Consider the following 26795-nt stretch of genomic DNA (forward strand, 5'->3'; position numbering starts at 1 on the left):
TGCACCATCAAAAAGGGCCACCCTGTCGGGGTGGCCCTTTTTTGTCCTGCTGCCTGCGACGCTAGTCGTAGAAGGACGCTTCTCCTTCCGGGCGGGTCTTGAAGCGTCGATGCAGCCAGAGGTACTGCTCGGGATGCTTGCGAATGGCGGTCTCGATGAAGGCGTTGACCTGGGTGGCGTCGGCGACCTCATCGCCGCTGGGGAAGTTTTCCAGCGCCGGCAGGTACTCGAGCGTGTAGGTGCGATTGTCCGGGTTGCGATGAAACATCAGCGGCATGACCGGCGCGCCGGTCATGCGCGCGATCTTGGAGGTCAGCCGGATCGAGGCGGCATCAATGCCGAAAAAGGGCGCGAAGACGCTCGCTTCGCGGCCGAAGTCCTGGTCCGGCGAGTACCACACCGCATGCCCCCCCTTGATGCGCCGCACCACGCCGCGCAGATCATGGCGATCGATGGCCGCGCCGAAGATGCCGCGCCGCGCCTTCGTCATGAAACGCTCGAACAGCGGGTTGTTGTGCGGGCGATAGACCACGTCGGCATCGAAAAACAGCGAGTGCAGCGCCCCGCCCAGATCCAGCGTCGAGAAGTGAATACCGATGATCAGTACGCCCTTCCCCTGCGCTTTCGCCGCTTCCATGTGCTCGGTGCCCTTGAAGCTGACCCGGTGGCGCAGATGTTCGGGGTCACGACACCAGCCGGTGGCGGTTTCCAGAATGCCGATACCGTTGGCGTGAAAGGTGCGCCGCACCAGTCTTGCCAGCTCGCGCTCATCGAGCTCGGGAAAGCACAGCCGCAGGTTGGTCTCGGTGATGTGGCGACGGCGCTTGACGAAGCGCCAGACCAGCTCACCGATGGCGGTGCCGATCCACAGCTTGAGCCGCCAGGGCAGAAAGGCGCCCGCGCGCATCAGACCGATCGCGCACCAGGTCGGCCAGTAGCGCGGGTGAGCGAAGGACTCGGGATATTCGTGACGTTTGCGTTTGCTCATCAATCAGCCTGTATCACTTCCTTGTCTGTCGACGCGATGGCACATCGCCTCGCGGCCGCCAGACGCTCATCGGCCATTCCGGCAGAGGCACCGCCCCGCCCTCAGGGGCCGGCGAATTCCGCTCAGGAGGGCGTGCCGGCGGCCGACATCGGATCGTTCGAGGATACTGTCGGGTCGCTGCCCGGATGATAACGGCGCGGCACCCGCGGCAGTATACCGGTCAACAGCGTATAGGCGATGGTATCGCACCACTGCGCGACTTCGCTGACCTCGAGCACGGCACCACTGGCGTCGCGCCCCCACAGGGTCACGCGTGAGCCGATCGCCGCCCCGGGGATATCGGTGATATCCACCGTCAGCATGTCCATCGACACACGCCCGGCAAGGGCAGCGCGCTGGCCGTCCACCAGCACCGGCGTGCCCTCCCGGGCGTGACGATCATAACCATCGCCGTAGCCGCAGGCCACCACACCGACCCGCGTGGGTCGATCGGTCACGTGACGCGCGCCATAGCCGATGGGCTCGCCGGCGGAGAGCTCGCGCACGGCGATGATCCGGCTTTCCAGCGTCATGACAGGCTGCAGCGTCCGGCTGATCTCATCATGGCGTGCCTGTTCGGGGGCAAGCGGGTTGACGCCGTAGAGCATGACGCCCGGCCGTACCCAGTCATGGTGGGCTGCCGGCGCGCTCAGGGTGGCCGGCGAGTTGGCGAAGCAGCCGGGCAGCTCGAGGCGATGGCGCAGGGTCTGGATCGTCTCCAGCTGCGCGGCGAGAAGCGGGCTGTCCGGGGTGTCGGCAGTGGCAAAATGGGTCATCAGCAGCGTCTGCCCGATGCCGGCGTGCGAGCGCAGACGGCGGCAGACATCTTCGACCTCGTCAGGGGCAAACCCCAGCCGGTGCATGCCGCTGTCGCACTTGATCAGTACGGTGATCCGGTGCTGCGGCCAGTGCTCGAGCCGGCTCAGCAGCGCATCCACCTGCCAGGGCGTGTGCAGCACGCTCCAGTAGCCGCCGGTGATGATCTCATCAAGCTCGGCGGCCTCGAAAAAGCCCTCCAGCAGCACGATCGGACACGTCATGCCGGCCTGGCGCAGCGCCTGCCCCTCTTCCAGACAGGCTACCGCCATGGCCGGTGCCAGACCCTGCAGCGCATGGGCGCACGCGGCGGCGCCGTGACCGTAGGCATTGGCCTTGAGTACGGCCATGGCCCGGGCCCCGGGCGCATGGCGGCACGCCTGACGGTAGTTGTGACGCAGCGCATCCAGATCAATATGCGCCGTCAGCGGCCTCATGCGATCGATCCCCGTACCAGGAAATGGAACTCAGTAGCCGGTGTTGCCGGGCATGTCACGACCCGGGCCGCCGCGACCCAGACCACCGCGACCCAGGCCGTTGAGGCCGTTGTTGTCCGGCATGGCGGTGCGATTGGGCGGCGGCAGCTCGCGCTGGCCACTGCGCCCCTGACTGCCTTCCAGCGGGCTGGGCCCGTTCATGCCGGGGTCCGGCTGATCATCGCCGATCCCCAGCCCCGTCGTCCCCTGCGACCGAAAGTTCAGCGACACGGCCTGGTCGGCACGCAGCCAGCTGTTGAGCACTTCCAGGGTGTCGACATCCAGAATACCGGCCTCCTGACGCAGGCTCAGCATGTTGAGGACGTAGTCGTAGCGCGCGTCGGCGTAGTTGGAGATCGCGGTAAAGAGATTCTGCTGGGCCTGCAGCACATCGACGATGTTACGCGTGCCGACTTCATAGCCGTTGCGCGTGGCTTCCAGCGCGCTGCGGTTGGATTCGATGGAGCGCTGCTGTGCCTGCACGCTCAATACGTTGTTGAGCGCCCGGGAGTAGTAGGAGCGCACCTGCTGAACAGCCGTGCGCAGCTGCGACTCCTGCTGATACTGGGTCTGTTCCAGCGAGTACGTACTCTGACGCACCTGGGCGCTGGTCGAACCGCCGGTGTAGATGGGGACGGTCGCTTCCAGCCCGAGCTGATTTCGCTCGTTGTGACCGCTCAGATTCTGGCTGCTGTCACCGTAACTGTAGTTGGCGAAGGCGGACAGCGTCGGCAGGTGCCCCGAACGCGAGGTATCGAGATTGGCGCGCGCCACGTCGACACCGGCACGCGCGGCCAGCAGGTCCAGATTCCGGCTGGAGGCCATCTCGACCCACGCCTGCTGGCTGGCCGGCGTCGGGCGCTCGATGGGCATGTCGTCGGCCAGGCCATCGATGCTGGGATACTGCTTGCCGGTCAGCTGCTCGAGCGCTTCGAAATTGACCTGCAGCGTGCTCTCCTGGGAGATGCGCTGCGAGCGGGTCAGATCATAGGAGGCCTGGGCTTCATAGACATCGGTGGCCGCCACGATGCCGACATCGAACTGCTGGCGCACCTGCTCGAGCTGGCGCTCGATGGCCTGCTCTTCGGCGCGCAGGGTATCAAGCTGCTCCTTGGCGCGCAGCACATCGAAATAGGCCTGGGCCACGTTATAGAGCAGCTGCTGGCGATCCGCACGCAGGTTCAGGGCTTCCTGAGCGGTCTGGCGCTTCGAGGCTTCCAGCTGATACCAGTTGGTGGCATCAAACAGGGCCTGGGTGGCCTGCACCTGCACTGAAGTATCGGTATAGTGATTGTCGCCGCCCGGGCCACCGCCTTCGGTTCCATCACCTCCCGCGGCTCCCCCGCCGGAGGTAATATTGCTGCGCGTGACGCTGCCGCTGGCGCTGACCTGAGGCAGCAGATCGCCCCGCTCGATATCCTCGCCGGCCTGGACGCTGCTGTAATTGGACCTTGAAGCGGCAAGGTCGGCATTGTTGACCAGCGCATCGCGCGCGATGGTCATCAGATCCGCCGCCTGAACCTGGCCTGCAAGCGAGACGGCAAGCACCAGTGGCAGTACTCTGAACTTACGCATCGAATGATTCCCTGTCTAAAACGGTTATGGCCGTCTCTGGTCAGCGTCTTGTGACCGGCTGGCAACCTTTTGGCACTATCGAGTGCACTGTCATGATCACAGTGCAGCTACCTTATGGGGCGGCGAGCTTAACACACTGCCCGATCTTACATACATTCCTGAATGTTTAAAGGCGCGCGTCGAAACGTCACGATAGCGCCCTCGAGCAAAAAAAACAGCGCCAGGGTTGGCGCCGTTTTGATGATCCGCTGATCCGGCAGCGGATGGCTGGCCCGAGACCATCAGGCCATGAGAGGGTCACTCAAAGATGGCATCCAGCGACAGGCCCTGCTTTTCCAGCATGCGGCGCAGCTTCTTGAGCGCCTCGACCTGAATCTGGCGCACCCGCTCGCGGGTCAGGCCGATCTCTTCGCCCACCTCTTCCAGCGTGGCCGCCTCGTGCCCGCGCAGCCCGAAGCGGCGCACGACCACTTCCATCTGCTTTTCGGTCAGCTCGCCAAGCCACTCGTCGACATGCGCCTTGACGTCGAAATCGACCAGCTCGGACTCCGGACCGGCCTCGTTGTCATCGGCCAGCGTGTCCAGCAGCGGCTTGTCGTTTTCGTTGCCGACCGGGTAATCCACCGAGGAGACGCGCTCGTTGAGCCCCATCATCCGCTTGACCGACTCGACCGGACGGTCCAGATGCGTGGCGATGTCGTCTGCGGTGGGTTCATGATCAAGCTTTTGCGTCAGCTCGCGCGAGGCGCGCAGATAGACGTTGAGCTCCTTGACCACGTGAATGGGCAGACGAATGGTCCGGGTCTGATTCATCAGCGCCCGTTCAATGGTCTGGCGAATCCACCAGGTGGCGTAGGTCGAGAAGCGAAAGCCGCGCTCGGGATCGAACTTCTCTACCGCGCGAATCAGGCCCAGATTGCCTTCCTCGATCAGATCGAGCAGGGTCAGGCCGCGATTGAGATAGCGTCGTGCGATCTTGACGACCAGACGCAGGTTGGACTCGATCATGCGCTGACGCCCGGCAGGGTCACCCTGGCGCGCCAGACGGCCGTAATGGACTTCCTCTTCCGGTGTCAGAAGCGGAGAAAATCCGATTTCGTTGAGATAAATCTGGGTCGCATCAAGACTTTGATGCTGCTGTTGGCGTTCTTCCCGGTTCAGGGCCTTTTCGAACGCGTCTTCGTTGTCCACTTCCTTGTTATTATCGTCGAGCGAGAGCTCGTTTTCGTTCTCTTCCAGTTCAACGTCGTCGTGCAATCCCTGTTCAACCACGCTCATATCGACTTCCCCTTTTCGTTTGAGGTTCCCGCATCATCGACGATGTCGATGTTCCCCCGGGTCTCATAACACCGCTCATCTCGATAGGGATGAGCGGTCTCCCTGGTGCCTCAGCGATCCGGCAGATACTGCATCGGATCCTTCGGTTGGCCATCCTGGCGTATTTCAAAATGCAGCTTGACGCTGTCGGCGTCGGTCGACCCCATGGTGGCAATCGTTTCACCCTGGCGAACAACATCGTTCTCCCTGACGTTCAGGGCGTCATTATGCGCATAGGCGCTGAGGAAGTGATCGTTGTGCTTGAGGATGATGAGGTTGCCATAGCCGCGAACACCATCTCCGGCGTAGACGACAATACCGGGACCGGCTGCCTTGACAGGTTGCCCCTTTTGACCAGCAATATCAATCCCGGCCGTGAGATTTGTCTCGTCGCCGAAACTACCCACGACGCTGCCCTCGGTGGGCCACTGCCAATCAATATTGGTGGTAGGGGTATAGGTGCGATCGGAGCGGTCCTCACTGGTGGTCTTGCCGGCTACCGCCGTGCCGCCGGTGTCGGCCTGAGTGCCACTGTCGGCAGAGCCGGTAGAGGCGGCGTCGCTGCCCTGTGACGGCGCCGGACTCTGGCTGCTGCCGGCATCCTGACCGCCACCGGTACTGTTTGCGGAACCGTCGGCGGCGCTGCCGGCCGCGGCGCCCACGCCGGTGGCTGCCCCGATCGCGCTCTGCGACACCTGCTCTCGCGACGTGCCCTGCGCGCCGGCACCGGTCGTGCGGTTGCGATCGATGGTGTCTTCATCGGGGGAGAGCCAGCTGTCATCGCCACCGCCGCTGTCGCTGCCCGGTGCCCCGCTGAGCGCCGTGGCCCGCGTGCCGCTGGTGCCCGAAGACGCCACGGATGAAGACGGCCCTGACGGGGCACTGACATTGTCATTGAGCCGCAGCGCCTGGCCGGGCTCGATGTTGTAGGGCGGTTCGAGATTGTTCAGCGAGGCCAGCCGGCGGAAATCGATGCCGGTTTTCCAGCCGATCGAGTAGATCGTATCGCCACGCTGGACGTGGTAGATGCCGCTGGCCATCGAACTCTGATTGAACGAGGCCTCTTCCACGGCCGGCGCGTTATCGAGCTGGGCACAGCCGCCCAGCACTGCCATTAACACCACGCTGCTGCCCAGCGTGACCTGCCGCATGCGCGGATAAAATCGAATCATGTCCTGTCCTGCTCCCCTGACATTGATTGACTATTTGTCGGTGCCCGTGACAAGACCGCGCCGGAGCGCTCTCCCACGGCCACCACCATCACGAACCCGATCAGCGCCAGTGCCAGTGCCGGCCACAGCTGCGACGGTTCACCGGTCACCGCCGTATAGGCTTCCGGCGACAGCAGCTGATACTGCAGCGGCACCACTTCGCCATCCGACGACATCGTGTAGCTCTCCAGCGAACGCCAGGGCCAGAGCACCGGTAGCGACCCCAGGATAAAGCCGATCAGAAGATACAGCGTGCTGGAATAGTGATGCCTGAAAAGCCATGACAGCAGGCGTGAAAAGGTAAACAGCCCCAGCAGACAGCCCAGCGCAAACTGCGCCATGGTGACGAGATCAAACGCCTTGATGGCGTCGATGACGGTGTGATACATGCCCATGGTCAACAGCAGAAAGCTGCCGGACACGCCGGGCAGCAGCATGGCGCTGATGGCGATGGCGCCTGCCACGAACAGCATCGGTGCGCCGCTGCCGCTGGGCAGAAGCGCCGGCAGATAGTGCGCCAGCAGCGCCCCCAGCGCCAGCGGCACCAGAAACACGAGGCGCCAGCGATCCAGCCGGCGGGCCACCACGATTGCCGAGGCGACCACCAGCCCGAAAAAGAAGGCATTGAGCAGCAGGGTCTGGTGTTCCAGCAGATAGCTCACCAGATGCGCCAGACTCAGCACGCTGGCGGCGACACCGACCAGCAGCGGGATTAGAAAGCCGAGATTGAGATGAACGATCAGTCCCTTGAGCCCGTGCTCGCGCAGCGCGCCGATCGCGCTGGGGCCGAAACGCCGGATGGTCTCGATCAGCTCTTCATAGATGCCCGTTACAAATGCAATGGTACCGCCGGACACGCCGGGCACGGAATCCGCCGCCCCCATGCCCATGCCTTTCAGAAAAAGCGTCACATGCCTTTTCACTTGTTCTACTCCAGATAAATGGGCGGCCCGGGGACCGACTCGGGATACTTGCAAGGGGCGCCGCCGGTGCTGGCTCCAGGCCAGCACCGGTGCGCCCCTGTCGATTCAAGGGGCGCGAGTATCGCATCACCCCTGGTGGCTGTCTGCCCCGAGGCGTTCAACAAGGACTCAGGACAGATCGCCGCCGCGCTGGCGCTGACTGGTGAGCGCCTCGAGCCAGCCGTGCACATCGCTGATCGAGGCGTGGCGGGTCAGATCCGTCTGCAGCGGCGTGATCGAAACGTAACCGGCCTCGATGGCCGCGAAATCGGTGTCTTCGCCCATGTCGGAACTGGTGCCCGAGGCCGCGATCCAGTAGCGGGTGCGCCCCCGCGGGTCCTGCAGCCGCAGGGGCTGACTGCCCTGACCGCGCTGGCCCTGTCGGGTCACCCGGAAGCCCTTGAGTTCCTCCCAGGGCACATCGGGCACATTGACGTTCAAAAGGCTGCGCGGCGGCAGCGCCAGCTGATCCACGGCGCTGACCAGGGTCGCGGCCACCCGGCCGGCCGTTTCGAAATACTGATGGCCCGCCAGCGACATGGCAATCGCCGACAGCCCCAGCGAGCGCCCCTCCATGGCAGCGGCCACGGTGCCGGAATAGAGCACGTCATCGCCCAGGTTGGCGCCGTGATTGATGCCGGAGATGACCATGTCTACCGACTCATCAAACACATCGCTCACGCCCAGATAGACGCAGTCCGCGGGCGTGCCATCCACACTGTAGAAACCGCTGTCCAGCGGGGTCAGCGACAACGGATAGGAGAGCGTCAGCGAATTGCTGGCGCCGCTGCGATCGCGGTCAGGCGCGATCACCCGCAGCCGGGCCTGATCGACCAGGGCATCATGCAGCGCTTTGAGCCCCGGTGCATGAACCCCGTCGTCGTTGGATAGAAGCAGTCTGCGCATTGGACGTCCCTGTTCATGTCAGTAAAAAATGGATGAAATGGCGCCGGTTCAGGCCATTTTCCCGTAGCGTTAGAGCGCCGGGTGTTGAAACAGCTCCCGCAGCACCGCCGTGGCAAAACCGCCGCGCGCCAGGGAGAAATGCAGCCAGATACCATCACCCTCGTGCTCAAGCGCAGGCGATTGAAGGCAAAGGCGCAGGGGGCGGCGCATGGGTGTTGCGCCCGCCTTTTCGATGCCCGCACACAGCATTGATTCACGCTCGGCAATGGTCTGCTCGAGTCCCCGGACCGCACCGCCGGCCTCGCTCTCCCCCCGCCCCCACAGCGGACCGGTAGGATGAATGTCCAGCGCGGCCAGCCGTCCTTTCAGCGCATCATCCAGCGTCTCGCCGGCAAACCGGCTGGCGCTGCCCTCCAGATTGAATACGTCACCGTCCAGTCCGCTGGCCCAGCTGCCCTGCTCGATGCGCGCCTCGAGCACCTGATTGAACAAAAAACTGCGCGCACTCGACAGCAACAGACCGTCGCGATCCTGTTTCTTCTTCCAGCCGCGTGCCATCAGCGCTCTGGCCCGCGTGAGGTTACTGCCCTGATGGCCGAAGCGCTGCGGCCCGAAATAGTTGGGCACCCCGCGCTCGACCAGCGCGTGCCAGCGCGTCTCGAGCGAGCCTTTTGTGACGGCATCGCCGGTGACATACAGGGCAAAGCGATTGGCGCGATGCACGCCGCGCCGCAGCTTGCGCGGATGCCGACCAAAGCTTAAAAGCCGCACCCCGTCTTTCTCGACCAGATCCGACAGCGCGGTCGGCGTGGCACGCCCGGCCAGCGCCACCGACACCCACTGCCGCGTCAGCGCGGTGTGATCCTTGAGCCCGCTGACGCCGATATCGCGTGGCGCCACCTCGAGCTGATGTGACAGGTGGCGAATCAGCTGCGCCGTGGATAGATTGCGCTTTTCACAGTGCAGCCACAGGTGCTCGCCCTCCCCTTCGGGGGTAAAGGCCATCTGCTCTTCGACCCGGAAGGCCTCGGGAAATTCACGAAACCGCCCCGCATGCGGCGGTGTGCCGAGGCTTCTGGCCCAGTCGGGTAGCGTCGGCGTCTCACTCGTGTCCGGCGTCATGACGCCTCATCGACGTGCATCAGCATCGCCACGGCTTCCACGGCAATGCCCTCGCCGCGCCCGGTAAAGCCGAGCTTTTCGGTGGTCGTGGCCTTGACGTTGACACGGGACGGCGAGAGGGCGAGGTCCTCGGCAATCACGTCGCGCATGGCATCAACATGCGGCGCCATTCTGGGAGCCTGGGCCAGAATGGTGATGTCGGCGTTGATCAGGGCAAAGCCTTCCCGGTTGATCAGCGACACCACGTGACGCAGCAGCGCGCGGCTGTCGGCGCCGCGCCACTGCTCGTCGGTATCGGGGAAGTGCCGGCCGATATCCCCCAGCGCGGCGGCGCCCAGCAGCGCATCGCTCAGGGCATGAAGCACCACGTCACCATCGGAGTGCGCCACAAAGCCCTGGTCGAAATCCACGCGTACGCCGCCCAGCATCAGGTGGTCGCCCTCGCCGAAGCGGTGCACATCAAAGCCGTGACCGATACGCAGCCGGGCGAGCATGGAAGAATCAGACAGGCTCATGGCCGGGCTCCTTGTCGGACAGGGATAAATGAAGGCTTTGGCGCTGGGCGGCCAGAATCTGCGAGGCCAGCGCCAGGTCTTCGGGATGGGTAATCTTCAGGTTGTCGCTGCGCCCGGTTACCAGTAGCGGCGCATGACCGAGCTGCTCGACGCCCGAGGCTTCATCGGTCATCAGAAACCGGTCCTGACCGGCGCGCTCGAAGGCCTCGCGCAGCACGCCGTAGCGAAAGCCCTGCGGGGTCAGGGCGCGCCAGAGGCCCTGGCGCGGCACGGTGTCGTCAACGCGCTGAGCGCTGTCCTGACGCTTGAGGGTATCGGTCACCGGGGCGGCCAGCAGCCCGCCCACCGGATCCTCATGGATGGCCTCCATCAGGTGGTGCAGATCCGCCACCGTCACGCAGGGACGCGCCACGTCATGCACCAGCACCCAGTCATCGTCGTGAGCCCGTCCGGCCAGCCAGTCAATCCCTGCGCGGACCGAATCGACGCGCTCGTCACCGCCATCAAGGCGCTGCCAACGCTCGAAGGGGACCATGGACTCATGGAACCACTGATCCTCGCCGTCCAGACACAGCAGCAGGGTCGCCTCCGGAAAGGCCTCGTGCAGCCGCGAGAGCGTACAGGCGAGCACCGCCCGCTCCTCGAGCAGCAGATACTGCTTGGGGCAGGCTGCGCGCATGCGGGTGCCTCGCCCGGCCGCCGGCACGATCAGCCACTGCGGGGTAGTCATGACTCCCTCCCGGCAAACTCGTTGCGGGTTTCATCGGCACTCTGGTCGGCGCCCGGCGGGGCTACCGGGGTGGGGTTGCGGCTGGCCTTTTCGCTGGGCACCCAGAAAAACTGCTCATCGTTGCGGATCATGCCCAGATCGTTGCGGCCGCGCTCCTCGATCGCGTCGAGACCGTTTTTCAGATCCACCACCTCGGCGGCCAGCCGGTCGTTGCGATCGCTCAGCAGCTGATTGCTCTGTTGCAGCTCATCGGCACGCGATTTGACGCGGCTGTGCTCCAGAAGGCCGCCATCTCCCAGCCAGAGCTGGTACTGCAGCGCCGCCAGCACGACCACCAGCGCGATTGAAATCCATTTGAGCATCGTGATCTATATCGTTGTCGGCCGGGCCGGCCTCGGAAAAGCCGCAATTATGCCATTACCGGGCACTGGATCGTCCAGCAGACGACGCACAATGCACCGGTCCGCTCCCTTCCAGCCGGCACTACCAGCGACGGATCACATCGGTGTGCAGCGAGTAAAGATCCAGGGTCCGGACATCGTGCGCCTCCTTTTCAAGGCGGGCGCGATCGCGAAAGTAGTTCTCGAGGGTTTTGGTGATGGTCGAGAAGGCAAGCTCCGACCAGGGGATGTCCGCCTCCTGAAACAGGCGCACCTCAAGACTTTCCGGCCCCGCGGCGAAGGCCGGGACCCGATCATCGCGCAGCCGGGCCAGATAGATCATGTAGACCTGATTGATATGGGGCAGATCGACCATGGTATAGAGTCCGCCGAGCTCGATCTCGGCGCAGGCCTCTTCGCGGGTTTCGCGAATGGCCGCCTCGGGCGTGGTCTCGCCGTTTTCCATGAAACCGGCCGGCAGGGTCCAGCACCCCTCGCGCGGGGCGATGGCGCGGCGACACAGCAGCACCCGATCGCCGACGATGGGTAGACTGCCGGCCACGATGCGTGGATTCTGATAGTGGATGGTGCCGCAGTTATCACACAGATAGCGCGGACGATCATCGTCCGATGGTATGGCAAAGCGCACCGGCGCGCCGCAATGGCTGCAAAAATTCATGCTTTCCTCGTCGCTTACGGCGAGTGACCGAACGCTTTACACTACGTCTGATCACCTCATGTGTCGATTGGCGATTTTGCCACGACACGCTGCTCTTTTGGCTGGACGGTGTCCCTCATGCTGCGACAGGCACAACATCGACTTGAAAGTTACCGGCCGGCGCGCCTTGACGGTCATCATCCGCGTGCGGCCGTACTGATGCCGATCATCAACCACGATTCGCCGACGCTGTTGCTGACGCGGCGCAACGCGCGGCTGAGCTCCCATGCCGGCCAGGTCGCCTTTCCCGGCGGCAAGCTGGACCCCGGGGACGACAGTCTCGAGGCCTGCGCCCTGCGGGAAAGCTTCGAGGAGATCGGCCTGTCCCCCGAGCAGGTGCGCCTGCTGGGCCGGCTGTCCGATCGCTTTTCTGCCAACGCCATGATCGTGACGCCCTTCGTGGGGCTGATCGAGCCTGATACCCCCTTCACCCCCAACCCGGACGAGATCGACACCATCTTCGAAGTCGAGCTGGCCCGGCTGATGACCGACCCGCGTCAGCACACCGACGTCATTCATGATGACGACGAGCGCTGGTACGTTCCCAGCTACACGATCCTTGAACACACGCTCTGGGGGCTGTCGGCCATGATGGTCGTCGAGCTTTTGAACGTGGCCTTTCAGGTGGATATCGGCCTTGATCGCTACCCTGAAACCTCGACCCTTCGCCATCTTCCCCCTCGACCGTCACGCAGGCGCCCCTCATGAGCACGGTGACCGATGATTTCAACCAGCACTACCGTACCCTGCTGGCCGCCTCCCCTCTGGACCCCGAGCGCATCGAGGCGCTCATCGAGGATCTGATCGAGCAGGGCTTCAGCTGCCAGCGCGACTTTTTTGCACCGGCCCTGATCGATGCCCTGCTGTCTGATCTCGAGCGTCTCGAGGCCCGTGACGCCCTGGCCAGCGCCGGCATTGGCCGGCTTCAGGAGCACCAGCTGGCCAGCAGCATTCGCGGCGATGCGATTCGCTGGCTGAACCGGGAGAGCCCGGCCCAGCAGGTCTATCTCGAGCGTCTGGACGAGCTGCGCAGCCGGATCAACCAGACCCTTTTCATCGGGCTTTTCGAGTTCGAGGCCCACTTTGCCCGCTACCCGCCGGGCGCCTTTTACAGGCGTCACGTGGACAGCTTTCAGGGCCGCGCCAACCGTGTCATCTCGACGGTGACCTATCTCAATCGCGACTGGCCGGCCGATGGCGGCGGCGAGATGGTGCTGTTTGAACGCCAGCCGCAGGGTCCGGACGGTTTCGACCCGCACGCGCCGATTCGCGAGATGACTCGGGTAATACCCGAGGCCGGCACCCTCGCCTGCTTTCTGTCGGACGCCGTCCCCCATGAGGTACTGCCCACCCGCCTGCCGCGTGCCAGCATCGCCGGCTGGTTTCGACGCAATGCGTCAATCAACGGCGTGGTCGACCCGGCCCGCTGAAGCCATCACTGCCTGCCACGATGCCGGACAGACCTTCGGCATCGCCGCCCCTGCGCCCCTAAAGTCCGGCGCCGCGCGGCCGACATAATGAAATAATTGCCGCCCGGCAGCCGCTCATGGCCGGGGGTAGCACAACGTCTTTTTCTCGAGAAAGCCCCATCAATGAAACCCTTGTTCATTGCCCTCACGACGGTTTTTTTAGCGTGCAGCACCAGCGCGCTGGCACATACCCGTGTTCTGGATGACCGGGTGACGCTGAGCGGTTTCGGCACCCTGGGGCTCATCCATAGCGATCAGGGCCGTGGCGACTTTGTACGGGATACCGGTCAGCCCAAAGGGGCCGAAAAGGGCTGGAGCGGGCGAACCGATACGCGCCTGGGCCTGCAGGCGAACGCTCGCCTGACCGACGAACTCGACGTCGTGATGCAGGGCATGAGCCAGTATCACAGCTCGGGCGATTTCAGCCCCGAACTGATGCTGGCCTTCGTACGCTACTCACCTGACCCGGAGCTTCAGCTGCGTGTGGGGCGCCTGGGCTGGGATGTGGATTTGATCTCGGAATCGCGCTACGTCGGCTACGCCTATCCATGGATTCGCCCCCCCGTGGATCACTTTGGCGTGCTGCAGATGCCCTGGATCGACGGCGCCGATGCAACCTTCACTCACCCGGTGGGCAGCGATCTGATCTGGGCTCGCGTGTTCGCCGGCACCTCCGACAGCCGGTTTTTCATGACGGACACACTGGAGGCCGACTTTGACGTCCACAACGTGGCAGGCGGACATCTCAATTACGAGACCGGCCCGTGGCGGTTTCGCGCCGGCTACACAAGGATTCGATCCAACGTCAGTTTCAGCGGCGACGATGCCGACCTGATCGGTTTGCTTTTCAATGTCGATGCCGATGACTATCTCAATCGCCTGACCGGTTTTGACGATCTGAAGATCTACTCGCTGGGCGCGGCCTACAGCTCGGGGCCCCTGCAGCTACAGGCGATCTGGAATCGCAACCTCCTTGGCGGTGGCGATAACTGGGTCGATACCGGGTTTGTATCCGCGGCATGGCGCATGAATCGATGGACCCCCTACGCCATGGTGTCGGGCATCACAACGCATGACACCCAAAAGGGGACGATCGGCGCCAGTGTCGAACAGACTACCCGATCGCTGGGGCTTCGCTACGACGTGACTCCACAGCTGGCCCTCAAGGCCCAGTTCGATCACATCGATACGCAGTTGCCGGGACTTTTCTGGCGTGATGCAGACGGCGGCTGGAAGGATGAACACTCCAATCTTGTCAGCCTCGGGCTGGATGTCATCTTTTGAGGATATGTCCATGACCCGTTTCATGCGCCTGATGCGCGTCACCACGATCATTTTGCTACTCATCGGCTCACCGGCCCGGGCCGATATCGCCATCGTCATCAATGAGGCCAGTGCCATTCGCCGGATCAGCCACAGCGAAGCGGTCAATATCTTCATGGGGCGCTATCGCCGGCTGCCGGACAACAGCGTGGCCCTGCCGATCGACCAGGCACCGCTCAAGGCGCGCTTCTACAGGGCGCTGGTGCAAAAGGACGTGGCCGAGATCAACTCCTACTGGGCACGACTGGTCTTTTCGGGTCGCGCCTCGCCGCCACAGCAGGCCACCACGGCCAATGATCTCGTGGAGATTATCATGCACAACCAGAACGCACTCGGCTATGTGGACGCCGCCCACACGCCGCCCCACATGCGCGTGCTGTTAACACTGAGCGAATAGTCATGACACGCCTCGCAACGCTCTTTCGCAGCCGTCTGGCCCTGCGGTCGGCCGCCAGCATCGTGGCCATCGTGAGCGTGCTGGGGGTCGCCTTTCTGCTGTCGGCCGTTCACTTGCGCGGCGAATCCGAAAAGAAAAACCAGCAGACGCGCCTGGAAGGCCTGATCTCGACGGTCGAACGCACGGCCCAGATCGCCTGTTTTCTGGAGGATGCCCAGCTGGCCGATGAGGTGACCCAGGGGCTTCTGAGCAACCGCATCGTGCGCGAGGCGCGCCTGGTCCGTGTCGATGGCACGACACTGGCCGACCGCATCACGGCCACCGACCATGAGCGTGGCACACCGCTGTCCCGAAGGATCGACTCGCCCTTCGAACCGGGTCAGCAGCTCTGTAAGCTGACGCTGGTGCCGGATCAGGACTGGATCGACAGCATGGTCAACGACGCCACGCGGTTCCTGTCCGTTGCCCTTGCCCTGCAGCTTCTGGGGATCGGCCTGAGCGTGATTCTGGTGGTGTTTTATTTCGTGACCCGCCCCATCAGCGATATTTCCCGCAAGCTGCACATTCTGGAAGCGGAAACGGGACAGAAGCTGTCCATGCCCGGCGGGCACAACAGGGATGAAATCGGCCGGCTGGTGGCCAGCGTCAACGCCATGATCGACCGGCTGGTCAGCAGCCTGAGCGAAGAGCGCCGGCAGCGGCAGGCCCGGGAAGTCGAGCAGCGCCGCTATCGCACCCTGTTCGACAACGTCGAGGCCGCCATTTTCGAGCTGGACGACAAGGGGCAGCTGCTGTCGGCCAATCCGGCCTTCTGCCGCCTGTTTCTGGCGGGCCGACCGCTGGATCCCGACGGCGCCCCCATTGCCTTTACAACGCTTGCCGGCGAAGGCGGTCCAACGACGCAGGAGCTGACCAGCCGTCGGGCGCGCCGGGACGGCGCTCGCCAGTGGGAGATGGCCGTGGGCGACGATGCGCAACGTCGCTGGGTCAACGTCATGGTCAGCCCTCTCGAGGAGGGCCGCCTGCAGGGTGTGGCACACGATATCACCGAGCGGCGCCGCGCCGCCGAGGCGGCCGAAAGTCTCGCCGTGACCGATGTGCTGACGAATCTGGGCAATCGACTGGGGTTGGAGCGCCGCCTGGGCGTGATCGGGCGCTACCAGCGTCTTCATCCCGACGCCCGACATGCACTGATGGTGCTCGACTTCGATCACTTCAAGCAGGTCAATGACGTGTACGGCCACCATGCCGGTGATGACGTGCTCAGACAGATTGCCGATATGCTGCGCGACATATCGCGCCAGCATGACTATCCGGCGCGGCTGGGCGGTGACGAGTTCGTGCTGCTGCTCGATCATCGAACGCCCCTGACGGATCTGACCAGCCTGGCACGGCGGTTGATCGACCGAATCAACCGGCCCTTGATGTTGGAAAACGGCCAACAGGTACAGCTGGGCATCAGTATCGGCATTGCGGTGCTGGGCAGCGACACGCGCGATGTGCAGACACTGCTTCAGCTGGCCGATCAGGCGATGTACCGGGCCAAGCGCGAGGGCCGTAACACCTGGCGTTTTCACGGCCGCGACATCCCCTTCGATATCTGATCAGCCGCCTCATGACGAGGTACGCGACTCCTCCCCGTTGAGCGCCGCCGCGTCAAAGCGCGCGTTGTCCCGATGCGCGGCCTCCTCGGCGTCATCCTTGTCCGCCCGGGTCTCGGCGCCGCTCACCATCTTCTCGGTGACCTCAAGCTCGGCCCCCACCACCGACTGCACCGGGTGCGCGGCAAAGGGCGCCACCGGCTGCGGTGCCGGGCGCACGCTGCGCCGCCACATGAAAAACAGCGCCATGGCGGCCGAAATGATGGCGAACCCGTAGAACAGGCCGTTGTCGCCCGTTTTTCCCATCAGGCCGGTGAGTATCGGCGCGCTGATCGTGCAGCCCACCGCATTGATCAGCAACAGCCCCTGGCTCATGCCCACCAGCGCCTGGGGCGGCGCCCGGTCGGCGGCATGACTCATGGCCACCGGATAGAGCGAAAACGCCACACCGCCGAACAAAAACAGCACGATGCCCAGCGCCAGCTCGCTGATGGCCGCCGCCATCGGCAGGGCCAGCGACAGGGCGATCAGGGTCATGCCCAGAATGATCAGCACGATCTGGCGGTCGTGGCGATCCGACCAGCGCCCCATGGGGTACTGCAGCGCCATGCCGCCGACAATGACCACCGCCATGAACTGTCCCAGTCGCTCAACCGACAGCCCCGACTGCTGCAGATACAGCGGCAGCAGCGAATAGAGCGCCGCCACGATCAGCCCCGAGCCGAACACCCCCATCACGCCGGTCGGCGTCACCCGTACCAGCCGCCAGGGCGGCAGCGGTACGGCGTGTTCCAGCAGCGGCGAGACGCGCGGAATGATGCAAAGCGGCAGCAGCGACAGCGTGGCCAGTATGCCGATCAGGACATAGGGCGTGGCATCAAAGGGCGCCTCGAAAAGCCCCAGCAGGAGCTGGCCCAGCGCCAGTGCGGCGTAGAGCGAGATCATGTAGAAGGCCAGTATCTGACCGCGGCGGGTCGAATCACTGCTGGTCAACAGCCAGCTTTCGATGACCAGATAGACGCCCACCGTGGCCCAGCCACCGATCAGGCGCATGGCAAACCACCAGCCGGCATCGAGCCACAGCGCCTGAGCCAGTGCCGCGGCGGCCACCAATGAGGCAAAGCAGGCATAGGCCCGGATGTGGCCGATGCGCAGCAGCAGCCGGTCGTTGAGTACCGCCCCCAGCGCCAGCCCGACGTAGTAGGCTGCCGATACCCAGCCGATGGTCTCCACCGAAGCGCCGGCGTTGTCGAGGCGCAGCGTGACCAGCGTCGAAAGGAAGCCATTGCCGAGGGCCAGAATGAAAAGCCCCAGCAGGGGCGGTAGTATCAGCGTCAGCAGTGGACGAGCCATGGTTTCCTCACGGAGCAGGGAACAATCAGGAATCGGAGGGTAGCGCCCGGCATCGTCGTCCCGGCAATCCATCAACGGACGGGGCGGCCGGCCGGAACTGCACCATCCCACCATGAAGGCGCGGATTCAACTGGTTATACTCCCCGTCGACTTCGACACCATGAAAGCGTAGCAATGACGATGAAAGACAACTGGCAGGCGCGCCTTATCACGCGTCTCTGGCAAGTGCTCTCGCAACGCCCGCCGCGCACGCTGTGGCGTCTGGCCTCGCGGTTCGAGCCCTTCTACAGCCTGATCGGTGTGCGCGAACGCCGTGTCACACGCATGAACCTGCGCCAGGCCTTTCCCGAGGTCAGTGAACAGACGCGCCGGAAGCAGATTCATGACAGCCTGCGCCACTCGATCGCCACCATGATGGAGCTGGGCTTTGCCTGGCAGGGCGACCCCGGGGCGGTGGGGAAATCGATTGTCGAGGTACACGGCCGGGAACTGCTCGACGACGCCCGCGCCGAGGGCCGCGGCGTGATCGTGCTGGCGCCCCACTTCGGCAACTGGGAAATCCTCAACTTCTGGCTCTCCAGCCATTTCCCGTTCACCGCCATGTACGAGCCGCCCAAGATCAGCGCGCTGGACCCGATCATTCGAAGCGGGCGCGAGCGCATGGGCGCCAGCCTTGTGCCGACCACGTCCCGCGGCGTGGCGGCGCTTTTGAAGGCACTCAAGCGCAGCGAGGCCATAGGCATTCTGCCCGATCAGGTCCCCGACTGGGGCAGCGGCGAGTTTGCCGACTTTTTCGGCCATCCGGCCTATACCGCCACCCTGCTGCCGCGGCTGGTGTCGCGCACCGATGCCCGGGTGGTCACGGGGGTGGCCAGACGGCGCGAGGATCGCCAGGGCTTTGACATCCACTTTCTACGCGCCGATGAGCGGGTCTATGCCCAAAAGGACGAGGCCCTGTCGGCACGCGGCGTCAACGCCAGCGTCGAAGCCGCCATCGCGCTGGACCCCATGCAGTATCAGTGGGAGTACAAGCGCTATCGGCGCACGCCGGGCCAGCGCGAAAACGTGCCCGGCTGGCGCGAGCGGCGGTTTTACAAGCAGGGGCGCGGCGGCCACAAGCTCTGAGCCCCGAACGCCGGGTCAGTCGCGAAAGTTGTCGAACTGCAGCGGCAGATCCGGCCCCTCCTCGCTTTTCAACAGCGCAATGGCCTCCTGCAGGTCATCGCGTTTCTTGCCGGTCACGCGCACCTTGTCGCCCTGAATGGCGCTTTGCACCTTGAGCTTCGACGCCTTCAACTGCTTGACGATCATCTTGCAGTCCGCCTGCTCCAGCCCCTGCTTGAGCTGAACCTCCTGACGCGCCTTGACCCCGGACAGCACGGGCTCCTGCTCCTCCATGCAGCGCGCATCAATGCCACGGGCCACCAGCCTGGTGCGCAGGATGTCGAGCATCTGTCTGAGCTGAAAGTCGGCATCGGCTTCCAGCAACACCTTCTCGCCTTCCAGCGTGAAGCTGGCGTCCACGCCGCGAAAGTCAAAGCGTGTCTGTACCTCGCGATTGGCCTGATCCACGGCGTTGGTCGCTTCATGCTTGTCGAATTCGGACACGATATCGAAAGAGGGCATGGCTGATCTCCTGAGTGCGCCAAAAGGGGGGATTCTAGCCGAGTCCGGCAGCAAGGCCCATTGATCCGGTGCGGCGTTCGTGGTCGGAGGGCGTCTTCCACCGCCCGTTGGTCGGGCCATCATGGCGATACCGGGCAGCATCATGCGACATCTATCGCTCAAGCGCCGTTTTCTCATACAGTGTCCCGAGCCGTCTGATCCGACGCTGCCACCGGGGACAACAACCAATGGCGCGTACCGGGCCAGCGGGTCAATAACAATCGCCGGCTCGACACGGCACACAACAATACGTTATCCGGGAGTGCCCGCATGGTGGCCACCACGCAACACAAGGCGCGTGATCAGCGCCGTTCGACGCGATGGCTCAACGCCATCGAGCGCATCGGCAATCGCCTGCCCGACCCCTTCATGCTGTTTGTCTCACTGGCCGTGATCGTTCTGATCGCCTCCACGATCTTCGCCGCTGCGGGCGCCACCGTGGTGCTGCCGGCCACCGGCGAGACCCAGCCGATCCGCAGTCTGATCTCGAGCGATGGCATCCGCTTCATTCTGGAATCGATGCTGACCAACTTCACCGGCTTCGCCCCGCTGGGGCTGGTGCTGTCGATGATGCTGGGCATTGGCCTTGCCGAAAAGATCGGGCTTCTGGACGTGCTCATTCGGCGTACAGTGATGTCGGCACCGCAACAGCTGGTCACCTATACGGTCGCCTTTACCGGCATCATGATGAACGTGGCCTCCGATGCCTCGATGATCCTGCTGCCGCCGCTGGCCGCCATGGTCTATCACGGCCTGGGGCGCCACCCGGTGGCGGGGCTGGCGCTCGGCTTTGCCAGCGCCGGCGCCGGCTTTACCGCCAATCTCCTGATTGTGGGCACCGACGCCCTGCTCTCCGGCATCTCCACGGAAGCCGCGCGGTTGATCGACCCCGACATGGTGGTCACCCCGGTCGACAACTGGTACTTCAACTGCCTGTCGGTGGTGGTGCTGACCGTGGTCGCCGCGCAGATCAGCGAGCGGATTATCGAGCCGCGCCTGGGCACCTACGACGGCGATGTCGAGCAGGTCGAACACGATGAGCCGTCAAATGCCGGGCGCGGCCTGCGCCATGCCGGCATTGTGGCGCTTCTCTATCTGGGCGGGCTGGCCACGCTGGTGCTCTGGCCCGAATCACCGCTGAAAAACGACGACGGCGGCCTGATCCCCTCGCCGTTTCTCTCCGGCATCATCCCCATCATCCTGCTCTTTTTCATTGCAGTCAGCGTGGCCTACGGCGTCACCACCGGCAGGATCAAACACTCCCGGGATGTCTCGGAGCGCATGGCCGAGGCCATGCGCGACCTGAGCGGCTATATCGTATTGATCTTTGCCGCCTCGCAGTTCATCGCCTGGTTCGGCTGGACCCACATCGGCAGCTGGCTGGCGGTCAACGGTGCGGAGATGCTGACCTCGATCAACTTCACCGGGCTGCCGGTGATCCTCTGCTATATCCTGTTTACTGGGTTCATGAACCTGCTGATCTTTTCGGGATCGGCCAAGTGGGCGCTGGAGGCGCCCATTTTCGTGCCGCTGTTCATGCAGCTGGGCTACCACCCGGGCTTTATCCAGATGGCCTACCGCGTGGCGGACTCCTCGACCAACATCATTTCGCCGCTCAATCCCTATATGGTGGTGGTGCTGACGTTCATCCGGAAGTATGACCGCGAGGCGGGCCTGGGCACGCTGATCTCGCTGATGCTGCCCTATACGCTGGCCTTTCTGACCGTTTGGATCATCATGCTGGTGAGCTTCTATCTGCTGGGGCTGCCCTTCGGCCCGGGTGTTCACGGCCGACTGTAATCCGCCCACCCATCGAGGCAGGTCGTGACCTGCCCCGTCATGAAAGGAGTATTGTCATGTCACGGATGCTTGACCCCCATATCGACGCTCTGACACCGCAGCTGACGGCCTGGCGGCGCGACTTTCACCGGCACGCCGAATCGGGCTGGGTCGAGTTTCGCACCGCCTCACTGGTCGCCGAGGAGCTGGATCGGCTGGGCTATCAGGTGACGCTCGGGCGCGAGGTGGTCGACGAGGTGGCCCGCATGGGTGTACCGAATGCCGACACCCTGGCCCGAGAAGAGGCGCGCGCCCGGCGTCAGGGCGCCATCGAGCGCTGGCTGCCGCAGCTCTCCGGCGGCTTTACCGGCGTGGTCGGCGTGCTCGACACCGGCCGCCCGGGGCCGACCGTCGGCTATCGCATCGATCTGGACGCGCTGGATCTCGACGAGTCCACCGAGGCGACGCACCGTCCCGCCCAGCAGGGCTTTGGCTCGCAGAATGCCGGCATGATGCACGCCTGCGGTCACGACGGGCACACCACCATCGGGCTGGGGCTGGCCCGGCTGTTCAAACAGCTCGAGAGTGATCTCTCCGGGCGCATCAAGCTGATCTTCCAGCCCGCCGAAGAGGGCGTGCGCGGCGCCCGCTCGATGGTGGCCGCCGGCGCACTCGATGACGTCGATATCTTCATCGCCACCCACATCGGCACCGGCGTGCCCCGCGGCGAGGTGGTCTGCGGTCAGGACGGCTACCTGGCCACCACCAAGCTCGATGTGACCTACACCGGCGTGCCGGCCCACGCCGGCGGCAAACCCGAAGAGGGGCGCAACGCGTTGCTGGCCGCCGCCCAGGCCGCAGTGGGGCTGCACGCCATCCCGCGCCACAGCGCCGGCGCCTCGCGTATCAACGTGGGTGTCCTCAACGCCGGCAGCGGTCGCAACGTCGTGCCCGCCAGCGCCACCATGAAGATCGAGACGCGCGGCGAAAACACCACCATCAATGACGAGATGCGCCGCCGCGCCGTCGACGTGATCGAAGGGGCCGCACGCATGCACGGCGTCAGCGTTGACTATCACCTGACCGGTGAGGCGGACACCTGCACGTCGAGCCCCGAGCTGGTCGATTATATCCATGGCCGACTCCAGGGGCTGCCGGGCATCGAGGTGATCACACCGCGCATCAGCGAGCCCTCGGGCTCGGAAGATGCCACCTGCATGATGAAGCGGGTCCAGGAACGTGGCGGGCTGGCCACCTACATGGTGTTCGGCACCGAGCTGGCCGCCGGTCACCATCATCAGTGCTTCGACTTTGATGAGGACGTGCTGCCGCTGGCGGTGCGCTCACTGGCCCATCTCGCCTTCAGCCCCGACCTGCCCGGCGCCCGCCACCACCGCTGAGGCCGTCTTCGGCAACCCGACCGCGCGCCCCGGCGCGCGGCTCGAAACGCCCGCACCGCCGATAACCGAAGTCGATCCGGCGCGGACAGCCCTGCCCCTGTCGGGTTATGATGATGCCCTCTCATCACCCCGAGGAGCGTTTCGTGACCGACAGGGACCCGGTAACTCATGGCGACCCCGCCCCCGATGACGACCCGATGATGGTACGCATCGGCTATGCCCTCTATCTGGCCAGTCTTTTGACCGGCATTACGGCGCTGGCCGGACTGGTCATCGCCTATATCTATCGCGGCCGCTCGCCGGCCTGGCTGGCCGATCACTACACCTTTTTGATTCGCACCTTCTGGATCGGACTGCTGTACATGGTGCTGGCGACCGTGCTGTCGGTGCTGGGCATCGGTGTTTTGCTGTTTCCGTTGATCACGGTATGGCTCATCGTGCGCTGCGTGCGCGGCTGGCGGGAACTGGAGCGGCGTCGCGCACCCTCACCGCTGATGAACTGGGCCTGGTAGACCGGCTCACTGGCCCTGCTGCCTGCCCTGCACAACAAAAGGCCCGCAACTGACGTTGCGGGCCTTTTATCATGCGTTTAAACCAACGGTGTCAGTCGGCCGTCATGGCCCGAAACGGCCGTTCTGGTAGTCGCTGACCGCCTGATCGAGCTCTTCACGCGTATTCATCACGAAGGGGCCGCGCGACACCATGGGCTCCTTCAGACGCGGTGAGTGGCCAAAGATCAGCGTGGCATCGCCCGAGCCGCGAATCTCGACATGATCGCCCTGCGTGTTGAATTCGATGAGATGGCAGGGGCGAATCGCCTGCTCCGAGATCATGATATTGCCGCGCACCACATAGCAGAATATTTCATGATCCTCGGGCACCGGCAGCTGAATCAACGACCCTTCCTTGATGCTGATGGTCGACATGAAGCTGGTCGTTGGCGTCTCGACAGGGCCGCGGAAGGTGCTGCCATGCTGCTCGAAATCCCCGGCAATCAGGGTCATGTGGCCGCGCCCTTCATCCAGCTCGATCTGCACCAGATCATCGGCCTGAAGCCCGGTATAGCGCGGCTCGGTCATCTTGAGCTCCGCCGGCAGGTTGATCCAGAGCTGGAGAATCTCCAGGCGCCCGCCGCTGCGGCGAAAGGCTTCGGGAGAGACCTCCGAGTGGACCAGGCCGCGTCCGGCGGTCATCCACTGCACGCCGCCGGTCTCGATGACGCTCTCATGGTCATCGCTGTCCGAATGGGCCAGCGAACCATCGAGGATAAAGGTCACGGTCTCGAAGCCGCGGTGCGGATGCGGGCCGAACGGCAGCCCCGTATTGTTCTCCGAGTACACCTGCGGGCCGTGATGATTGAGGAGCAGATAGGGATCGAGGTAGTCGATCGAGGGGCCGGGCAGCGGGCGATGCGTGATCAGATCGCCGATGTCATCGCGAATGGCGGTATGCAGGTGCCTCACTTTGCGCGCAGTCATGGGTGTAGTGTCCTGTCGTTAAATGAAACGTTAATGCTCCCAATTGTAAGACATATCCCCTCGCCATGCCGTAAGCGACCGGTGAAATCGCCGTTACCCGGCAGCGCCCTCGGTCAGCCGGCGCAGTCGCAGCCCCACCAGCAGCGCGATCAGCAGTAGCGCAGCAATGAAGGCCGCCACGCCGTTCCAGCCACCCATTGTCCAGAAGGCGCCCCCCAGGGTGCCGGCCAGGCTCGAGCCGAGGTAATAGCTGAACAGATAGAGCGAGGAGGCCTGCCCGCGCGCCTGGGTGGCACGCTGACCGACCCAGCCGCTGGCAATCGAGTGGGCGGCAAAAAAGCCGAAGGTAAAGATCAGCATGCCGATCAGAATGACGGCCACCGGCGAGGCCAGCGTCAGGCCAAGGCCCGCGAGCATCACCACCACGAAGACCCAAAAGGTACGCGGGCGCCCCAACCGGTCGGCGAGCCCGCCCGCCCAGGCGGAGCTGTAGATGCCGGAGAGATAGACGATCGACAACAGCCCGATCACCGTCTGGCTGAAGTGATACGGCGCGTCCAGCAGTCGGTAGACAATGTAGTTGAACAGCGTCACGAAGCTGCCCATCAGCAGAAAGGCTTCGAGAAACAGCCAGGGCAGCCCGGCATCGCGAAAGTGCAGCCGAAAGGCGCCGACCAGATTGGCCACGCTGAGCCGCCGGGGCTCGAAATGACGTGAGGCCGGCAGCATCTTCATGAAGGCGATCGCACTGATCAGCGAGATGATCCCCATGGTGGCCAGCGTCACCCGCCAGTGGACGAAATCCACCATGACCCCGCTGATCAAGCGCCCGCTCATGCCGCCGATGGCATTGCCGCCGATATAAAGTCCCATCGACACGCCCACAAAGCTCGGGTGAATCTCCTCGTTGAGATAGGCCATCGCCACGCCGCAAAGGCCGGCCATGGCCAGCCCGGCCAGCGCCCGCATGACCAGTATGGTGCCCCAGTGCTGCATGAACGCCGCCCCGATCGTCAGTATTGAGGCGACCAGCAGCGCCAGCGACATCATCTTCTTGCGCCCGACGGCATCGGAGAGGGGACCGGTCATCAACAGCCCCACTGCCAGCATGCCGGTCGACACCGACAGCACCAGGCTGGTGCTGGCCGGATCAATGCCGAAGGCCTCGGACAGGATCGGCAGCATCGGCTGTACGCAGTAGAGCAGTGCGAAGGTGGAAAAGGCGCCCAGAAACAGCGCCAGCATGGTGGGGCGATAGTTGCGGTCACCGCGTTCGATGAACGGCGCCGTTTCACCGGACGTCTGTGCGGCGCTACTGTCCGGATAACCCGTACGGGACATGCTCTCCCCCTGTGACCGCTGGCGCCGGTCGTCGGCGTCAGACCATGAATCGTTAAACTCCACATTATAAGACGACTGGCCATTTTCCGTACCACTTCTGGAGCCAGGCCACCTGTCGGACGCCCTGTCGCATGGGTTATCCTGGAGACACCCGACCAACCCCTCATGGTGACTTCGACATGGCTCAGGATTTCGACACGCTCAAAAACGCCTGCAGCGATCAGTGGCAGGCCTACATCCAGCATCCTTTCGTCGTTGGGATCAGCGAAGCGACGCTGCCCACCCCCGCTTTTCAACACTATCTGCAGCAGGATTATCTGTTTCTGATCCACTTTGCCCGCGCCTGGGGGCTGGCGGTCTACAAGAGCCGCGACATGGCCGAGCTTCGCCACTCACTGGACAATTTAAGGACCATCGTGGATACCGAGATGGGACTGCACGTCGAGTACTGCCGGCAGTGGGGGATTGACGAAAAGAGCCTTCATGACCTGCCGGAAGCCCATGAAACCCTAGCCTACACCCGCTTCGTGCTGGACTGCGGCCACCGCGGCGAGCTTCTGGATCTGCATGTGGCCCTCGCCCCGTGCCTGATCGGCTATGCCGAGATCGCCGACTGGATCGCCACGCGGCCGCAGACCGTCACTACCGACAACCCCTATCAGGCGTGGATCGACATGTACCGCGACGAGGAATATCAGCAGGCCGCGCGCCTGGAGCGGGCGTGGCTGGATACGCGACTGGCCGAGGTCTCCCCGAGCCGTTTTGAGCAGTTGATCATCACCTTTCGTGATGCCACGCGTCTGGAACGGGCCTTCTGGCAGATGGGGCTTAATGTGGCAGGCTGAGGGGTTGACGAGGTGACGATGGCACCGGCTGAGGTCATCGTGGTATCGCCAAGCGAGATCACGATGGGTCCCGATGAAGCTGGTGAGTAGCGTCAAGGCTACCCGACGGGTAAAGCGCTATCACCTTGCGCCCCGAGGAAAGCTGCGGACGTTCATTGGAAGCGCGTCTTCTTTCACTTTTGTGGCATACCGCACCCTCCCCTTATGGCAGAAGCGGAGGTGAAATCGTTACTTGCTAGGGAAGAGAGGCATGTGGCGAGCGTCACACAAAGCCTGTTCGGCGGTATTGGAGCATAGGTGCGTAACGCCCGATCGAATAGCCAAGACTTTGGATAGTTTCTTTCTCCAGTTTCAGGAAGATTAGAGACTAAAGGCAGCAAGGGTTAGAG

26 protein-coding genes are annotated in these 26795 nt (G+C 63.9%); 10 read left to right on the top strand and 16 right to left on the bottom strand.

What is annotated here, in order from left to right:
• Positions 1 to 61 precede the first annotated feature (61 nt).
• The 12 genes from lpxL to M1D97_RS12145 all read right to left on the bottom strand — a co-directional run bounded on the left by lpxL (position 62) and on the right by M1D97_RS12145 (position 11716).
• Positions 62 to 988 carry an LpxL/LpxP family Kdo(2)-lipid IV(A) lauroyl/palmitoleoyl acyltransferase gene (gene lpxL / locus M1D97_RS12090; protein ID WP_456267974.1) on the bottom strand — a complete coding sequence of 309 codons (927 nt, stop codon included), beginning with the start codon at positions 986 to 988 and terminating at the stop codon, positions 62 to 64.
• A gap of 122 nt (positions 989 to 1110) precedes the next feature.
• Positions 1111 to 2280, bottom strand: coding sequence for an alanine racemase (gene alr / locus M1D97_RS12095; RefSeq protein ID WP_456267975.1), 1170 nt, complete (start codon positions 2278 to 2280; stop codon positions 1111 to 1113).
• Between the two features lie 30 nt (positions 2281 to 2310).
• A complete protein-coding gene (locus M1D97_RS12100) occupies positions 2311 to 3894 on the bottom strand; it encodes a TolC family outer membrane protein (protein WP_456267976.1) in 1584 nt (527 codons plus the stop codon).
• A 297-nt stretch (positions 3895 to 4191) separates the two neighbouring features.
• Positions 4192 to 5172: an RNA polymerase sigma factor RpoS gene (rpoS, locus tag M1D97_RS12105; protein ID WP_456267977.1), complete on the bottom strand. Its 981-nt coding sequence runs from the start codon at positions 5170 to 5172 to the stop codon at positions 4192 to 4194.
• Between the two features lie 110 nt (positions 5173 to 5282).
• Positions 5283 to 6383, bottom strand: a complete 1101-nt coding sequence (locus M1D97_RS12110; protein WP_456267978.1) for a peptidoglycan DD-metalloendopeptidase family protein — start codon at positions 6381 to 6383, stop codon at positions 5283 to 5285.
• On the bottom strand, positions 6380 to 7345 hold the full coding sequence (locus M1D97_RS12115; protein ID WP_456267979.1) for a DUF368 domain-containing protein: 966 nt from the start codon (positions 7343 to 7345) through the stop codon (positions 6380 to 6382). The genes M1D97_RS12110 and M1D97_RS12115 overlap by 4 nt, the downstream gene beginning before the upstream one ends.
• A gap of 168 nt (positions 7346 to 7513) precedes the next feature.
• The gene (gene surE, locus M1D97_RS12120) at positions 7514 to 8290 is read right to left on the bottom strand and encodes a 5'/3'-nucleotidase SurE (RefSeq protein ID WP_456267980.1); all 777 of its coding nucleotides are present in this window, start codon (positions 8288 to 8290) and stop codon (positions 7514 to 7516) included.
• A 69-nt stretch (positions 8291 to 8359) separates the two neighbouring features.
• Entirely contained in the window at positions 8360 to 9412 is a 1053-nt protein-coding gene (truD, locus tag M1D97_RS12125) for a tRNA pseudouridine(13) synthase TruD (protein WP_456267981.1), read from the bottom strand.
• Positions 9409 to 9894, bottom strand: a complete 486-nt coding sequence (gene ispF / locus M1D97_RS12130) for a 2-C-methyl-D-erythritol 2,4-cyclodiphosphate synthase (RefSeq protein ID WP_456270222.1) — start codon at positions 9892 to 9894, stop codon at positions 9409 to 9411. The genes truD and ispF overlap by 4 nt, the downstream gene beginning before the upstream one ends.
• A gap of 19 nt (positions 9895 to 9913) precedes the next feature.
• On the bottom strand, positions 9914 to 10657 hold the full coding sequence (gene ispD / locus M1D97_RS12135) for a 2-C-methyl-D-erythritol 4-phosphate cytidylyltransferase (RefSeq protein ID WP_456267982.1): 744 nt from the start codon (positions 10655 to 10657) through the stop codon (positions 9914 to 9916).
• Positions 10654 to 11019 (bottom strand): cell division protein FtsB, encoded by a 366-nt coding sequence (gene ftsB / locus M1D97_RS12140; RefSeq protein ID WP_456267983.1) that lies wholly within the window; start codon positions 11017 to 11019, stop codon positions 10654 to 10656. Before ftsB ends, ispD begins: the two co-directional genes overlap by 4 nt.
• 121 nt (positions 11020 to 11140) lie before the next feature.
• Positions 11141 to 11716 carry an NUDIX hydrolase gene (locus tag M1D97_RS12145; protein ID WP_456267984.1) on the bottom strand — a complete coding sequence of 192 codons (576 nt, stop codon included), beginning with the start codon at positions 11714 to 11716 and terminating at the stop codon, positions 11141 to 11143.
• Positions 11717 to 11833: 117 nt separating this feature from the next.
• Here M1D97_RS12145 and M1D97_RS12150 point away from each other — a divergent pair, with 117 nt between their 5' ends.
• From M1D97_RS12150 to M1D97_RS12170, 5 genes are all read left to right on the top strand, one after another.
• Positions 11834 to 12463 carry a CoA pyrophosphatase gene (locus M1D97_RS12150; RefSeq protein ID WP_456267985.1) on the top strand — a complete coding sequence of 210 codons (630 nt, stop codon included), beginning with the start codon at positions 11834 to 11836 and terminating at the stop codon, positions 12461 to 12463.
• Positions 12460 to 13185: a 2OG-Fe(II) oxygenase gene (locus M1D97_RS12155; RefSeq protein ID WP_456267986.1), complete on the top strand. Its 726-nt coding sequence runs from the start codon at positions 12460 to 12462 to the stop codon at positions 13183 to 13185. The genes M1D97_RS12150 and M1D97_RS12155 overlap by 4 nt, the downstream gene beginning before the upstream one ends.
• Before the next feature lie 162 nt (positions 13186 to 13347).
• Positions 13348 to 14508 carry a porin gene (locus M1D97_RS12160; RefSeq protein WP_456267987.1) on the top strand — a complete coding sequence of 387 codons (1161 nt, stop codon included), beginning with the start codon at positions 13348 to 13350 and terminating at the stop codon, positions 14506 to 14508.
• A gap of 10 nt (positions 14509 to 14518) precedes the next feature.
• Complete coding sequence (locus tag M1D97_RS12165) at positions 14519 to 14944, top strand: hypothetical protein (protein ID WP_456267988.1); 426 nt, start codon at positions 14519 to 14521, stop codon at positions 14942 to 14944.
• Positions 14945 to 14946: 2 nt separating this feature from the next.
• Positions 14947 to 16548, top strand: coding sequence for a diguanylate cyclase domain-containing protein (locus M1D97_RS12170; RefSeq protein ID WP_456267989.1), 1602 nt, complete (start codon positions 14947 to 14949; stop codon positions 16546 to 16548).
• Between the two features lie 9 nt (positions 16549 to 16557).
• Here the strand turns inward: M1D97_RS12170 and M1D97_RS12175 are convergent, their stop codons facing one another.
• Positions 16558 to 17898: an MFS transporter gene (locus M1D97_RS12175; RefSeq protein WP_456267990.1), complete on the bottom strand. Its 1341-nt coding sequence runs from the start codon at positions 17896 to 17898 to the stop codon at positions 16558 to 16560.
• A gap of 174 nt (positions 17899 to 18072) precedes the next feature.
• Here M1D97_RS12175 and M1D97_RS12180 point away from each other — a divergent pair, with 174 nt between their 5' ends.
• Positions 18073 to 19023: a lysophospholipid acyltransferase family protein gene (locus M1D97_RS12180; RefSeq protein WP_456267991.1), complete on the top strand. Its 951-nt coding sequence runs from the start codon at positions 18073 to 18075 to the stop codon at positions 19021 to 19023.
• Positions 19024 to 19038: 15 nt separating this feature from the next.
• Here M1D97_RS12180 and M1D97_RS12185 read toward each other — a convergent pair whose 3' ends face one another.
• Positions 19039 to 19524: a YajQ family cyclic di-GMP-binding protein gene (locus tag M1D97_RS12185; RefSeq protein WP_456267992.1), complete on the bottom strand. Its 486-nt coding sequence runs from the start codon at positions 19522 to 19524 to the stop codon at positions 19039 to 19041.
• A 309-nt stretch (positions 19525 to 19833) separates the two neighbouring features.
• Here M1D97_RS12185 and M1D97_RS12190 point away from each other — a divergent pair, with 309 nt between their 5' ends.
• From M1D97_RS12190 to M1D97_RS12200, 3 genes are all read left to right on the top strand, one after another.
• Positions 19834 to 21363, top strand: coding sequence for an AbgT family transporter (locus M1D97_RS12190; RefSeq protein ID WP_456267993.1), 1530 nt, complete (start codon positions 19834 to 19836; stop codon positions 21361 to 21363).
• Between the two features lie 56 nt (positions 21364 to 21419).
• The gene (locus M1D97_RS12195; protein WP_456267994.1) at positions 21420 to 22742 is read left to right on the top strand and encodes an amidohydrolase; all 1323 of its coding nucleotides are present in this window, start codon (positions 21420 to 21422) and stop codon (positions 22740 to 22742) included.
• Between the two features lie 143 nt (positions 22743 to 22885).
• Positions 22886 to 23254 carry a DUF4870 family protein gene (locus tag M1D97_RS12200; protein ID WP_456267995.1) on the top strand — a complete coding sequence of 123 codons (369 nt, stop codon included), beginning with the start codon at positions 22886 to 22888 and terminating at the stop codon, positions 23252 to 23254.
• 102 nt (positions 23255 to 23356) lie between these two features.
• Here the strand turns inward: M1D97_RS12200 and M1D97_RS12205 are convergent, their stop codons facing one another.
• Together M1D97_RS12205 and M1D97_RS12210 are read right to left on the bottom strand one after the other, a co-directional pair.
• On the bottom strand, positions 23357 to 24220 hold the full coding sequence (locus tag M1D97_RS12205) for a pirin family protein (RefSeq protein WP_456267996.1): 864 nt from the start codon (positions 24218 to 24220) through the stop codon (positions 23357 to 23359).
• Between the two features lie 93 nt (positions 24221 to 24313).
• Positions 24314 to 25561 carry an MFS transporter gene (locus M1D97_RS12210; protein ID WP_456267997.1) on the bottom strand — a complete coding sequence of 416 codons (1248 nt, stop codon included), beginning with the start codon at positions 25559 to 25561 and terminating at the stop codon, positions 24314 to 24316.
• Between the two features lie 179 nt (positions 25562 to 25740).
• Between M1D97_RS12210 and tenA the strand changes: the two genes are divergently transcribed.
• Positions 25741 to 26406 (top strand): thiaminase II, encoded by a 666-nt coding sequence (tenA, locus tag M1D97_RS12215; RefSeq protein ID WP_456267998.1) that lies wholly within the window; start codon positions 25741 to 25743, stop codon positions 26404 to 26406.
• The last annotated feature ends 389 nt before the right edge of the window (positions 26407 to 26795 follow it).

This window comes from Kushneria sp. AK178 (assembly GCF_053903105.1).